At 38.6% G+C, this 13,635-nt stretch carries 14 protein-coding genes; 5 read left to right on the plus strand and 9 right to left on the minus strand.

Annotated features, from left to right (window positions below; all coding sequences use genetic code 11):
• The first annotated feature begins 133 nt into the window (after nucleotides 1-133).
• Both BFP71_RS10050 and BFP71_RS10055 read left to right on the plus strand, forming a co-directional pair.
• Nucleotides 134-472, plus strand: coding sequence for a PadR family transcriptional regulator (locus BFP71_RS10050; protein ID WP_069835343.1), 339 nt, complete (start codon nucleotides 134-136; stop codon nucleotides 470-472).
• Nucleotides 469-3,081: an ABC transporter permease gene (locus BFP71_RS10055; RefSeq protein WP_069835344.1), complete on the plus strand. Its 2,613-nt coding sequence runs from the start codon at nucleotides 469-471 to the stop codon at nucleotides 3,079-3,081. Before BFP71_RS10050 ends, BFP71_RS10055 begins: the two co-directional genes overlap by 4 nt.
• Nucleotides 3,082-3,133: 52 nt before the next feature.
• On the opposite strand, the gene BFP71_RS10060 is transcribed toward BFP71_RS10055, so the two are convergent.
• Nucleotides 3,134-4,171: a fatty acid desaturase gene (locus tag BFP71_RS10060; protein WP_069835345.1), complete on the minus strand. Its 1,038-nt coding sequence runs from the start codon at nucleotides 4,169-4,171 to the stop codon at nucleotides 3,134-3,136.
• A gap of 365 nt (nucleotides 4,172-4,536) precedes the next feature.
• Between BFP71_RS10060 and BFP71_RS10065 the strand changes: the two genes are divergently transcribed.
• Nucleotides 4,537-6,171 (plus strand): B12-binding domain-containing radical SAM protein, encoded by a 1,635-nt coding sequence (locus BFP71_RS10065; protein ID WP_069835346.1) that lies wholly within the window; start codon nucleotides 4,537-4,539, stop codon nucleotides 6,169-6,171.
• 101 nt (nucleotides 6,172-6,272) lie between these two features.
• Here BFP71_RS10065 and BFP71_RS10070 read toward each other — a convergent pair whose 3' ends face one another.
• From BFP71_RS10070 to BFP71_RS10105, 8 genes are all read right to left on the minus strand, one after another.
• Nucleotides 6,273-7,082 carry an RluA family pseudouridine synthase gene (locus tag BFP71_RS10070; protein ID WP_245701836.1) on the minus strand — a complete coding sequence of 270 codons (810 nt, stop codon included), beginning with the start codon at nucleotides 7,080-7,082 and terminating at the stop codon, nucleotides 6,273-6,275.
• A gap of 88 nt (nucleotides 7,083-7,170) precedes the next feature.
• Nucleotides 7,171-8,088 (minus strand): AraC family transcriptional regulator, encoded by a 918-nt coding sequence (locus BFP71_RS10075; RefSeq protein WP_069835348.1) that lies wholly within the window; start codon nucleotides 8,086-8,088, stop codon nucleotides 7,171-7,173.
• Between the two features lie 102 nt (nucleotides 8,089-8,190).
• On the minus strand, nucleotides 8,191-8,670 hold the full coding sequence (locus tag BFP71_RS10080; RefSeq protein ID WP_069835349.1) for a nuclear transport factor 2 family protein: 480 nt from the start codon (nucleotides 8,668-8,670) through the stop codon (nucleotides 8,191-8,193).
• Between the two features lie 67 nt (nucleotides 8,671-8,737).
• On the minus strand, nucleotides 8,738-9,541 hold the full coding sequence (locus BFP71_RS10085) for a helix-turn-helix domain-containing protein (RefSeq protein WP_069835350.1): 804 nt from the start codon (nucleotides 9,539-9,541) through the stop codon (nucleotides 8,738-8,740).
• 5 nt (nucleotides 9,542-9,546) lie between these two features.
• Nucleotides 9,547-10,095, minus strand: a complete 549-nt coding sequence (locus tag BFP71_RS10090; protein ID WP_088124978.1) for an isochorismatase family protein — start codon at nucleotides 10,093-10,095, stop codon at nucleotides 9,547-9,549.
• Nucleotides 10,085-11,257 carry a DUF418 domain-containing protein gene (locus BFP71_RS10095; RefSeq protein ID WP_069835351.1) on the minus strand — a complete coding sequence of 391 codons (1,173 nt, stop codon included), beginning with the start codon at nucleotides 11,255-11,257 and terminating at the stop codon, nucleotides 10,085-10,087. The genes BFP71_RS10090 and BFP71_RS10095 overlap by 11 nt, the downstream gene beginning before the upstream one ends.
• Before the next feature lie 105 nt (nucleotides 11,258-11,362).
• Nucleotides 11,363-11,623, minus strand: a complete 261-nt coding sequence (locus BFP71_RS10100; RefSeq protein ID WP_069835352.1) for a DUF6624 domain-containing protein — start codon at nucleotides 11,621-11,623, stop codon at nucleotides 11,363-11,365.
• 9 nt (nucleotides 11,624-11,632) lie between these two features.
• A complete protein-coding gene (locus BFP71_RS10105; protein ID WP_069835353.1) occupies nucleotides 11,633-12,019 on the minus strand; it encodes a hypothetical protein in 387 nt (128 codons plus the stop codon).
• Between the two features lie 235 nt (nucleotides 12,020-12,254).
• Here BFP71_RS10105 and BFP71_RS10110 point away from each other — a divergent pair, with 235 nt between their 5' ends.
• Both BFP71_RS10110 and BFP71_RS10115 read left to right on the plus strand, forming a co-directional pair.
• Nucleotides 12,255-12,806: a hypothetical protein gene (locus BFP71_RS10110; protein WP_069835354.1), complete on the plus strand. Its 552-nt coding sequence runs from the start codon at nucleotides 12,255-12,257 to the stop codon at nucleotides 12,804-12,806.
• Nucleotides 12,790-13,632 carry a tetratricopeptide repeat protein gene (locus tag BFP71_RS10115; RefSeq protein ID WP_069835355.1) on the plus strand — a complete coding sequence of 281 codons (843 nt, stop codon included), beginning with the start codon at nucleotides 12,790-12,792 and terminating at the stop codon, nucleotides 13,630-13,632. The genes BFP71_RS10110 and BFP71_RS10115 overlap by 17 nt, the downstream gene beginning before the upstream one ends.
• The last annotated feature ends 3 nt before the right edge of the window (nucleotides 13,633-13,635 follow it).

Here is a 13,635-nt window from a genome sequence, read left to right on the forward strand (position 1 = left end):
ACATCTAATAGTTAGTAAGATTTTTTAATCCTTTAGGGTCTCGTTCCACAGGGCTCTATTACTTTTTTAATTAATTTATACTCTTTTTAGTAACTAATTCTTATTATTGAAGTAATTACGAAAAAGAGAAGAAATGAAAAAGGTTACTTTAGGTGCTTTTGAAGAGATGGTTTTACTCACAGTTGGCGTGCTGCAAGACAATGCTTATGGCGTAACAATAAAAGCTGAATTGGAAGCGAATATGAAAAAGACGATCAGCTTGGGTGCGCTGTATGCCGCATTGCAACGACTAGAAGAAAAACGATGGGTAAATTCTAGAGTCGGTGGTATTACCGAGGAAAGAGGAGGTAGACGGAAACAGTATTTCGATATCACGAAAGAGGGAGTATTAGCCCTTAATGAGGTCAGAGCAATGAGAAACGAGCTATTCGACCGTTTGCCAGAACACAAAGTGCAGTGGCTTAATCTATGAGCTATCAAGAAATAAATAGTAAGCCTCCATGGTTCGGTGAGTGGTTGTTAAGGAGCTTTTGCTCCTATGATTTTTTGAACACCGCCCTATGGGATATGGAGGAAATTTATATCGACAACATCAAACTAAAAGGTAAAAACAAAGCGAAATGGCTATACCTGAAAGAAGCTTGTGGGGTGATTTATCATCTCTACTTCAAAGGCAATAGCCACTATGCAACAAACAACATCGCCATGGTCAAAAACAATATTATCGTCGCTTTAAGAAGCATTAAGAAAAACAAAGGGAATGGATTCGTCAATATACTTGGCTTGAGTTCAGCCTTGATTCTATTTTTACTCACCACAATTTACACCTCGTATGAGTTTAGTTATGACTCCTACCACGAACATTCTGACAATATCTACCGCGTTTATAAAAGTATAAATGTAATAGATGACCCAGATTATCGCGATTCGGGAACCCCAGGGCCACTAGCTAATGCCCTCACTACAGAGTTTCCAGCAATAGTTGGTGCAGCTAGAATTATCAACTGGGGAAAACTGTTAGTGGAAATGGGCGGAGAGAAATATATAGAACCAGATATTTTCCCTGCCGACCCTTCAATCTTCAACATATTTAGTTTCGAGGCAGTAAGTGGTAAAATAGATGATTTTATAGCTGATCCTTTTACAATGGCCATTTCAGAGACCATTGCCATGAAGTATTTCAATCGTACAGATGTAGTAGGAGAGAGTGTCACTTTTAATAAGAAGTATCCAATGAAAATTACTGGTGTATTCAAGGATATGCCCGAGAACTCAAGTTTCAAAATGGATATAATTGTGCACTTTGAAAGCATAGTAAGTGAGTACGAACAAAGCTTAGCTCGGTGGGGCAACAATCCGTTTTATACCTACCTCAGAGTTGAGGAAAATGTGGATGCGAAAGCACTAGAGGCGCAACTGACGTCAATACGAGCCAAATATGCCAACGATCCAATGGATGAAGATGGTCAAGATGTGACCTATTTTTTACAACCACTCAAAGACGTTCATTTTGAGCGGAACATTCAAGGGAGTTTAGGTACACCGGTGAACGGCCAGAGACTTCAGAATTACTTTATTATTTCCGTGATCATACTCATAATGGCTTGCGTGAACTATGTGAATTTAGCCACAGCAGAATCTATTGTGAGAATGAAAGAAGTAGGTATCCGCAAAGCTATCGGTGCCAAGAGGGCTAACTTGATTGCCCAATTTATGATCTCGTCGGGCTTAGTTGTATTCTTTGCTATGGCCTTTTCCACATTGGTGACTTTTTTGGTGCTACCAGCTTTTGCCAATTTTGTAGAGCGCCCTTTAAAGCTTGAATTCTTTGACCCTAGACTACTATCATTTTTACTGGCAACTTGGTTTGGGTTAACCTTGATATCTGGCCTTTACCCTGCACTGATGGCATCGCGATTTAATCCTTTACAAGCCTTAAGCGGTAGAGGCTTAGTCAAAGCTAAAGGCGGAATCTTAAGAAAGGGGTTAGTGGTATTTCAATTTACAGTTTCAATTATCCTTATTCTGGCTGCAATAGTACTCGTAAAACAGTTGCGATATATCGACAATCTGGATACTGGTTATTCTAGAGACAATATTGTTATACTGAGTACTAGAGATGACGCTGTTGACGATCGGTTAGATAATTATATGGAAGAATTGCGTAAGATTTCCGGCGTATCAACAGTGGCAACCTCATGGTCTTTGCCAACCAATGTAACATCTAATACCCAAGCGAACTGGAATGGTATAACCGACGCCGAGCGATTACCAATGTATATGGTGGGAGTTACACATGACTTTTTCGATCTCTATGATATTGAAGTTATCGAAGGCCGATCGTTCGATAAGGATATTAAAACAGATAGAAAGAGTATTTTATTGAATGAAACAGCCGTGAAAGAACTGGGTTGGGAGAACCCGATAGGTAGAGAAATGATCACGCAGGCGGGAGTAAAAACACAAGTTATAGGTGTGGTAAAGGACTTTCACATTAAATCCCTAAGAGATAAAATTGAGCCGCTTCAAATTTTACTCAATGGACGATATGCTATTTTGGCCGTCAAGATTAATGCTGATTTGTATGAGACATTAGTGAAAATTGAAGAACTCTATGAGAGTTACTCTCCGATTCACCCGTTCGAGTATAGACTTTTTGAAGATGTATACGACAAGGCATATGCTGAAGAGTCTAAAATGGCTAAACTAGCCTTCTGGATCACCTTATTAGCTATCAGTATCGCTTGTTTAGGGCTTTATGGTCTGGCCTCGCATCGAGTGGAGCAAATGGTGAAGGAGCTAGGTGTGAGAAAAGTAATGGGTGCCACAACGAACAATTTATTGAGCCTATTGAGTCGAGACTTTTTAAAACTCCTAGGTATCTCATTTTTGGTGGCTGGTCCGGTTGCATACTATGTTATGAACCTTTGGTTAGATGGTTTTGCCTACCATACTCAATTTGGAGTAACGAGCTTCATATTGGCTTTAGTGCTTATTGGAATTGTGGCCATCGTGGCCATTGGTTATAGAACTTATACAGCTGCAGTTGGTAACCCAGTGGAAGCCCTAAGACAAGAATAACCTCATATAACTTACCTCGCGGGTTTATGATATTATAGACCTGTGAGGTAATCTAAATTAATCCCATACGTTCCATGCGATAATACTCACGGAAGCTTATCATTCGCTGCTGAGTCTCATCCCATAACTTATTGGACATCAGAGATAGACTATCAATAAAACCGATTGTCGTCGGATATTGGTTCAGCCACGGGTTTTCCTTAATACACTGTTTTAAGTTGTAATTAGGAATAGCTGGGTTTAAATGATGTACATGGTGAATACCAATATTTCCCGTAAGCCAATTGAATAACCTAGGGACCTTGTAATAAGTACTTCCTTTCAAGGCAGAAGTCACATAGTCCCAATTCTTTTTCCATTGTTTATAGCCATGTTCGTGCTGATGTTGCACATAAAAAAACCAGATAGCGATAATGGCAAATAAGGTAAGCACGGTCAGGTGAACCAGTAAGAACTTTTCCCAGCCTAAGGTGAACCCTAGAATTGAAAACAAGGCCAAAAGCACCAAGTTACTGAGAATCACACTGCCCTTAAGTTTCTGGAAGGCTGGCATTTTAATTTTAGCCAGTCTATTGTGAATAAAGATATAGTAGACAGGTCCTAAGAGGAACATCACGATTGGCGAGCGGTATATACGATAGCCTATTTTTTTGGCCTTACTAAAGTTTTTGTATTCGGCCACGGTATAAGTCGTCACATCTCCAATGTCTCGTAATTCAAGCTGGCCATTTAGTTTGTGGTGTATACTGTGCGATTTAGCCCAATAGTGGAAAGGAATGGCAGATAAATAACTACAAACGTGGCCGATTATCTTTTGTGCTCGCCTGTTTTTAACAAAAGACTGATGCCCGCAGTCATGTTGAATAATAAAGATTCTAACTAGGAAAAAGGCATTTATCACCCCAAGACCAAAGGTGATCCAATAACTGATATCCAAACTCAAATACATCAATATCCAGATTCCAATAAAGGGTACAAATGAATTGATGATTTGTATGGTCGCTTTTGTCTTATGCTCCTGAGTGTATTTTTTGAGCATTTGAATTTTATCCTTTCCGAGGACGATTTTTTCTGCCAGTTTTTGCTCCATCTATCGCTTAAAATCTAATTGTAAAGCTATTTGTTTAAAACGATTTATGGAACCTAAAAATGAGGATTTTGATAAAAGAATTATTGCCTTCATTTGTTATAATACCACTTCAGTAATTCATAAGGCGAAGCATGTTAAGTAGTGGTCCACGCTAGTCTAGGCAGCTTGGTTTGAGTCATCATTTTAATCTTTCTATCAGAACTTTCTTATAAGTAAACGAATGGCTATTAATGAGATAGTCAAAACATTATTTGGTGAAAGTCTGTTTTTCAGAGCTTTCCATTCGTCATAAATTCAATTTTAAGTAGATAACAAGGTTTCATCCACCCAATAAATCATTATATTAAATCCGAACCAACATCAACATGAAAGTACTCCTTATTTATCCAATCTTTCCGACCAGTTTCTGGTCCTTTGAAAAAGCTGTTCAAGGTATCGGGAAAAAAGCATTTATGCCCCCTCTTGGCTTGATCACAGTGGCAGCACTATTGCCCCAAAAATGGGAATATCGATTAAGAGACAGAAATATTGAACCTGTTACCGAAGAAGATTGGGATTGGGCAGATATGGTAATGCTGTCTGGTATGATTGCTCAAAAAGAAGACTATTTGGCGCTGATTGCTGAGGCCAAAAGGAGAGAGAAACCTGTAGCGGTAGGTGGCCCTTATGCCACGTCGTTACCAAACGATTTTTTAGGTGTAGGTGCAGATTATTTGGTGTTGGATGAGGGAGAATACACAATTGATCTTTTTGTGAAAGCACTAGAAAGGGGAGAGACCGAGGGGATTTTCAGATCTAAAGACAAACCAGATGTTACCTTAAGCCCCGTCCCACGATACGACTTGCTCGATATGGATGCCTATTTCCTGATGGCTATTCAATATTCTCGAGGATGCCCTTTCAGATGTGAATTTTGCGATATCATTGTCTTATACGGACGTAAACCAAGGACTAAGACCTTCTCACAAGTCGAGAAAGAATTGGACTTGTTGAGAAGTTTAGGATGGACTGGAGGAATTTTCTTTGTTGATGACAATTTCATCGGAAATAAAAGAACAGTGAAACCATTCTTGGAAAAGCTGATCGATTGGCAGACGGACAATGGGTATCCGTTCAGTTTTACGACTGAGGCATCGATCGACATGGCACATGACGATGAACTACTCGATCTAATGGTGATGAGCAAGTTTTCTACGGTATTTATTGGTATTGAAACACCAGATACCGAAAGTTTAGCCTTGACGCTTAAACATCAAAACAATCGCCAGCCGATGAACGAGTCTTTGGAGAAAATTGCAAAAGCGGGACTCAGGATTATGGCTGGTTTTATCATTGGGTTCGATGACGAGAAAAAGGGTGCGGGTAGACGAGTTTTTGATTTTGCGATGGATAACGCCATTCCTGGTGTCACTTTTAGCATGCTTCAGGCTTTACCAAATACAGCGCTTTGGGACAGACTAAAAAAAGAGGGAAGGTTGCTGGATGATGCTAACCTAAACCAGACTACCCTATTGAACTTTGTTCCTTCAAGGCCGATAGAAGACATTGCCGAAGAGTATGTAGAAGGTTTCTGGAAACTTTATGATCCTAAAAACTATTTGAAACGCGTGTTTGATCACTTTATGATGGTTGGACAAGCTAAAGTCCATAGTGATCCAGAATTAAGGAAACGATTGGCAAATCAGCATAAAACAGATTTCGACTGGAAGGGAATTTGGTTTGGTTTAAAGATGATCGGGAATTTAGGATTCATTAGAAGTACCAGATTCGTTTTTTGGAAATACCTCTATTTAATGTTTAAACATAATAGAGGAGGTATCGGTAACTTTTTATCATTTGCGGCATTCCTAAATCACTTCTTACCTTACAGAAAGCTGGTCAAGAAAGAAATAGAGGAGCAATTAGAATTACGTTTAGCTGGTAAGGTTCAAGTACTGAATCCTGAAATTGACTTATCTGACGCGTTACAAGAAGAGGTAGAATGGTATAAAGCGAGTTAGACTTTATCAAACCATTGAATATTAAAAAAGGAGGTGACCATTAGTCACCTCCTTTTTTATGAATCGATAATCAACACAAAGTAAATTATCTACTAAAGTGCCTAAGGGAAAATGTTTTTAAACTTTTTGGGTAAATCATCTTCAATGATTAGGCTTTTACCAGTAAATGGATGAATGAATTCAAGTCTAGCGGCATGCAAGTACATTCCTTTTCCCTTTAGCAACAATCCCTCTAAATAATAATCCCTATCCCCCAGAATAGGATGTCCAAGTTCATTTAGGTGCTTTCTAAGTTGATGCCGCCTACCAGTTTTAGGGTTTAAGGTCACTAGATTGAGTTGTTCGAACCTTTCAGAAGTGACAGTCTTCAATACCTTGTATTCAGAAAGGGCGGGCTTATCATTTATCATACTAGATATCTCACCTGACATTTCCCGCATTTGACCGATAGTGACTGCGAAATACTCTTTTCGGATAGACTTCTGTTCAAACAATCTATTCAAAGTGCGAATACTACTTGATGTTTTACCGACCATAAGAACCCCTGTGGTGGCATAATCAAGTCTATGCACAGGCTGCGGTCGGCAAGCATCTTTTAAAGGGCTAGGTTTGATGTTGCTCGGCAAGGCATTTGCAATAGTTTTGAAAGTGTTGCCATTTACCAAAATGCCCGCTGGTTTGTGGACCACAGCAAGGTATTCATCTTCGAATAAGACTTTCAACCGATAAATAAATGATTTGTGGGCTTGGTTACTTTCGGTGCCCTGAAGTGTGATTTTCTCACCTCCTGAAATCATAGTAGCAGTGGAGGCTCGCTCACCATTTACCTTGATAAGTCCTTTCTTTATGGCCTTTTTTAGAGCTGATTTCGTATAAGTAGAGTCAAAAATACCCACTCCATAATCTTGCAATCGAGTGGGTTTTACTTGAGCGGGGACAATATGTGTCTTTTCTGTATCGATGATCAGACTAACTTCTCTTTTTAAGTGGAATAAGCCATTATTCTACGGGCATACAAAGGTCTACAATGAATTTCCCCTCAGGGTGTTCACGATAGTTGTTATAGTAAATATCAAATCCGTTTCTATCTGCTTTTTTGTATCCGTTTTCACTCATCCAAATAGAAACTCCAGTCCATGCCTTTTCAAACTCGAAAGGTTCGATTTCGAAACGGCCGACAATATACTTGCCTTCTTCAGTGCAGGTTTTGCCGACTATTGCGTCAATATTTATCGGTTCGTTCAATACAATACAGGCACTAATCCTAACTTTTGAGGCTTCAGTGACCTTAAAACTATCGTGGTAAATTGTGACCATCCTCGTTTTTTCATCGATTAGCGCTTTGGGTGTAGCCCACCTCACTAGTTCGGCATATGCGTTTTCAACATTTTCTGAACCTATACAAGAAACGTAGGCGAGCTCTAATTTGGGTAATGTTTTAACTTCAATATTTGCATTCATTTTTATCCAGTTTTTATGGTTATCTATGATGCAAATGTATTTTTCAGTATCTGGGTAAGCTTGACCATTCTTGCGATTGAGTTGACGAATCTTGCTAAACTTATTCGGATTTTGTTTTTGAAATTCTGTTGGGCTTACACCGTAGAACTTTTTGAATGTCCTGGTGAAAGAAGAATTATCGCTAAATCCATAGTTGACTGAAAGCTCTGTTATGGTCTGTCTGTTATGGATTATTTTAGCTGCCGCTTTTTCGATCCTTTTCCGCGTAACATACGCGTTTAATGTTTCTCCGGTAATAGATTTGAATACTCTATGGAAATGAAAAGGCGAAAAGAAAGCCACTTCTGCCACCTTGTTTAAGGCTAAATCACCGTCTAAGTTTTTATCGATGTATTTGAAAACTCGATCTACTCGGTTCTTATAATCTCCTTTAACCTCTTCCCTAGAACTAGACATCCTTCAAATGTGCTGGTGATCTTCTTATGTCGGAAGTTGATGAAATTCTTTACAATAATGAAAAGGAATAGCGGTTTGATCGAAAAATTGATTTTCGCTTATTCAATAAATGGTTGTATGCATACCGGCAATTTTCCATTCGTAATTGACTTTTTCTAAAATTCGAGTTTCTCGTTTTTTTCTTTTTCCAGCATCACTCACTTCATAATTTATCCATGCTCCAGTTCCATAAAGCCTTAACTCAATGTCATTGATAGCTTTAGGTAGTGGCTCTGGTGTTGGATGTTGCTCAATGTAAATTCTTACGAAGTCATCTACCTTCTGCCAACCTAAAGTTTCAGTCGCAGTACTATCGTAAAAGTTGATATAGGTTTTTTTAACATAGGGCTTTTGAACCCAGTAAGATTTCCAAAGTTCATAGTCCCTGTTAAAGGCTGCTGCTGTTTCGTTATTTATGGTTTTTAGAATAGCAGCTTTTTCGGTTTTAAGAATTTCTGAAGTCTTCGGTAATTCTTTACAACCAATTATGGCACCGCCAATAATGAGTAATATTATGGGACTAATCTTGGTTTTAAAACGCATAAGAATTTGCTAAAAGTTTCGTGTAAAAATAAGAAGAACAGCCTTCTTGGGATTGTATAAATACGAACTATCGATAGTGCATGAAATACTGGCCAATTGGCTGATTTTGGGCACTATATTGGGATGGAACTACACCGCTAAAAGCCTTAAAGTCGCGAATAAAATGTGATTGATCAGCATAGCCTGCCTCATAACCGACTTGTGTCAGCGAATATCTAGAGTTTTCATTGAGTCTTTGAAGAACCCTTTGAAAGCGAGTGATTTTTTGAAAGGCTTTAGGGCTTAAGCCAATTTGGTTTTGGAAGATTTTCTGAAGATATCTAATCGATACACCACATGAATCAGAGATATCTGCTAAGGGTAAGTCGCTAGATTGGTTGCTAATGCACTGAACTGCATAATTTAGAATTTTGTCTTTTCGGGTCATTTCGCTTGCATTTAGTGCCTTCTCGAAATGAATGTTTAAGTGGTTGATAACACTTTGGATGTCATCAGTTAGTAATAAATCGCCAATGGATTCAATGAAAGATGAATCAAATAGGTTATCCAAAGAAATAGCGTTATCCGTCAATTCATAGGCTGGTTGCCCTGTAAGTTTCGAAAAACCTTGAGGAGTAAACCATATGCCGAAACTCTTGCCTTTTCCTTCTGCCTGAATGTGGAGTGGCTCTTTAATTTGGCCAATTACCTTAGACCAGTTCTCCTTTTCCCCATCCCGATAGAAATCGAGCTCCAAATTGAATACTATTTCTAAACAGCCGTCGGCAAAGAATACATCATTAATCCGGCCTCCTAAATTCCCTTCGAGTAGGTAGTACTCTTGGATATAGGGTTGGAGGCGAGGGCTTGGTTTGTACTGTTGTAAGATCAACTGAGCTAAAGTTTCTTGATGATTTCTTCCAAAGATTGTACAGTAATACTCCCCTGTGTAGGTATCATATGTTGCCACACCCAATTGTAATGTGTGATGACATCCTTAGCTGATAAGTGGGGTCTCTCTCCTGTAGTATGTCCGTCTGCTACAACAGTAATATCAAATTCTTTTGTGATTGCTGATTGAATTGTCGCTTCCACGCAGAAGTCTGTGGCACAGCCAGTTATATATAATTCTTTGATGTCATGAGACTTAAGAGTGGCTGCTAAATTAGACTTATAGAATACGTCATTGGCATATTTATCAATCAATATATCGGTTTGATTTACCTCAAGATCATCCAGAATTTCCCATTCTGTAGTGTTCTTTTCGAAAGTTCCACTTCCATTGCCATCGTGTTGTATGTAAATGACAGGTAGGTTTTGTTTTCGAAAACGATCGGCCAGGCTATTGATTCGGTTTACTGTACCATTTGTATCATATCTGGGCGTGCTAGGGGTAAACGAACCCTTCTGCATATCAATTACTAATAAGGCCTTGTTAGCTTTCACTTTTGGGGTTGTTACTCAGAATAAACTTAGTCGAATTTCTCCAGACTTTTTCAAGTGGCCCCATTTTGAATTTGCTAATCCACCATTGACTTAAAATGATTTGGAGGACAGTAATCCCAATGGTTAATAAAATATCAACGGTTGGGCTGGATTGGCCATAAAAACCAAGCACTTTGAAAATGAGTATGCCGAAAATTGAGTGCAGTATGTAATTTGTTAAAGATAGCCTACCCAAAAAACTAAGTTTAGCAATCAATTTCCTCAAAATGCTCTTTTGTCTGTTAATCAAAACGATCAAGGAAATGACTAAACCAGTTTGACCTAGCATTGATAATTTAAAGATTGTCCAATAGCTATAAAACTGACCTGGAGAGCCCATTTTCTTTGGGTCAAAGAAGAATAATTGGTAGACGGTCCAAATAATGACTATCGGCAAACAAATGACGAGTAGCTTCCTGTATTTTGGTATATCCGTATTGATTCTTTTGTGTAAGCTAAGGTCAGCACAAGCCATTCCTAGTACTATCATGCTGAAGCTGTCATAAAGGTTTCCACCTAAATAAAAGCTAATGGTGGATACCAGCTGTGATAGGTTATAGTTCAAATGGCCGCTAAAGCCCTCCGCTGTATTTAAAGCAATTAACGACTCGACTGACGCCACTTCTGGATTATAGAAGTTTATCGACATTAGTCCATTGCGCATTAGAATTGTTTGAATAGTTGGCCAAAGAAAAAGGAGTATTGAAATGATTAATTTTTGCTTCGGTGTCCGATCTATTATCAAGAGACTTAACATGCCAAGTAAGGCATACATGGTGAGAATATCTCCAAACCAGATAAATACCGCATGGAGCAAACCGATGACTAATAGTAGTACCATCCTTACTAAATGGTATTTGGTAAACGCGATACCCTGACTTTTTCGTTTGGAGTACTGCATGCCGATCCCAAGGCCGAATAGGAGTGAAAAAAGGGTGAAAGTTTTGTCGCCAAAGTAATTGAATCTGATGAATTCAGAAACTTCGTCAATAAGGCCAGTGTGCTGGGAAAAGTATTGGAACATGTATTCAGCAGGATGTGCAAAAAGGACAATGTTACACATTAGAATACCGAAGAGAGCGTAACCTCTTATGATATCCAGATCAGCGATTCTTTCCTTCATTGGAGCGGCTTGAGTACAGCGGAAAGATAATAATAAAAGCTACTTCAGTTTTAATGAGCCTTTGGTTTTTGACTTAAAAGAGGTGAAATGTCCCCAAGAAATGTTTCACTTATGTTCATCAATATCAAAAACGTAGTCATTTGCTTGAGCATACTCTTCAATAGTCTCTAAGCCAATTTCTAATCGTCTTTCATTAACTGAATCCACATTGCCAATGGGATATATATGGGTTTTCCCTGTCTTTTCATTTGGCTTGGCTTGTGAACCATATACTTGTTTTTTTCCTTGACGCATTTTAATTCTATCCTCCAAAAAGGCCAAATACCACCCGTCTGAACCACCTTGACGTACAGATTCTTGTAACATTGGTAAATACTATATTTGAGTTTCAAGTGGTGCATGTTGAATAACTAACCATAGGGTTTGATTTGCCATATACCCAATTCTTTCACTACTCACCCATCCATGATCGTCTAAGATTTTCCTAACCTTGATCTCGCACAAACTATCTTGTTTCGCTATGAGCTCACGAAAAACTTTTTGTTCCTCGGTACCCCTACTATATCTCTTATTCAGATCTGGTAGCATCATTCTCAATACTTGGTCTTCCGCTCGGATGTATTCCAGCTGGTTTTTTAGTAAGGTATCGAGCGGAACTTCAGTTTTGTCTGATTCTGCATTTGTTGATACGGTAGATTGATCTTGTTTTTGACAAGAAAGGGTGAATAAAAAAAGAATAAGTACAGGTACGGAGTACTTCATGTGAATTGCACTAATATGGGTCGGGCCTTACGTCAGATATTTTAAATTTAGAGAAGTAGTTTTAGGTCTACAATCCATCTGTCTTAAGTAGAGTGATTACAAAACTAAACGGAGCTAATGTGCTTTAAATGGGAGTAGGGGGACATGTAAAGCATGTTTTGACGTGTAGAAGAAATAGTTGAGATTTGTGATTTATTAGAGACTCGTTATACGATGACGCTACAATTTTTGATGGATGAAAGAAGATGAAAATCGGAAATATTACGCCTTTGTGACGCTTGAACCGGTTGCTCTTTTTATGATAGTGTTGTTTGTTTTGTTAAACGGCTGTCAGTCTTTTTCGGAAGAGCAAAATAATGAGTATCCAGAGCAGTTTGGTGAGATCTATTTTGACGCCGATTTGGATAGCCCTGATTTCGAACTATGTCATCCAGAAGCGTTGGTTCATAGTAGAGTGTCATTGTCTTATGATGGAGGTCGATCAAGTATTGAAAAAGCAATAAGGGAAGAACTATTACGTACTAAGGCGAATCACCTTTACAATGGTTATATCGTTGTTAGGTTTTTGGTCAACTGTGAAGGGAAGGTGGGCAGACTGCGCTTAGAATCTTTAGATAACGCTTTTGTTTCTCAAACGAGTCCAGATCAATTGAATGAGATTTTAAGAAGTACAATTAAATCACTTGATGACTGGATTGTAACCATAAAAGCCAATGAGGGGAAGGATCATTCAAAATATCTGAATCTTAAATTTGAAAACGGAAAGCTAGATGCAGTTATTCATTAAAATTAGGCCTTACGTATTAACATGTTTTTTCATTTTGATTGGTTTGCGAGTAGTTGCTCAAAGAGATTGTCTTACTTACGAAGAAAACACAAAAGAGAGATCAGCCTGTGAGGTTGGGTTAGAAGCAATTAAGTACAAGCAAGGTAGCCGCCAATCACAATTGTTATTCGATAAAGCCATCCAACTCAACCCAGATTACGCATGGGCTTATTATGAAAAATCTGTTCCTTATTTAAAGAGAGGCATGCTTGGGGAAGGTATGAAAATACTTAACAAGGCTGTGGAGTTGGACCCTTTGAGCTACCTGACTTACAGGGCTTATTGGTATTTTCAGCATAAAAGTTACTTGCAGGCTAAGCAGGATTTAGAGAAATTCTATGCTTTAGAGGACGCTTATCCCAAAAATACCCCTGGAGGAGCGCTAGATATGAAAATTGTGCTGGGAATTAATTATGCGCATCTGGGTGATCTAGAAAGAGCAATTTCAATTGTAAAAGGTGTAATTGACGCATACGATTCAGAGGACTACTTAGGTCCCTATGATAATCACACGCTTGGAGTGCTTTATCTACAGGCCAAGGACTACGAAAATGCTTTGGAAACTTTAATGAAGTCAATTGAAAGAAACGAGCAATTTGCTGATACCTATTACTATCTGGCCATAGTTTCTGAACAATTGGGGGATAAGAATAAAGCTATAGAGTTCATAAATGAAGCTATTCTCCGTTATACAGGTGAAAAGCCGGGTTATACTGATTATCCGTTTTGCTTCCCCGTGTCAATTGAAATTGCAAAAGCCAAAAAAGTTGAACTAGCGAACCTTTGACTT

Origin of the sequence: Roseivirga misakiensis, from assembly GCF_001747105.1 — a bacterium.
Classification (GTDB): Bacteria; Bacteroidota; Bacteroidia; order Cytophagales; family Cyclobacteriaceae; genus Roseivirga; species Roseivirga misakiensis.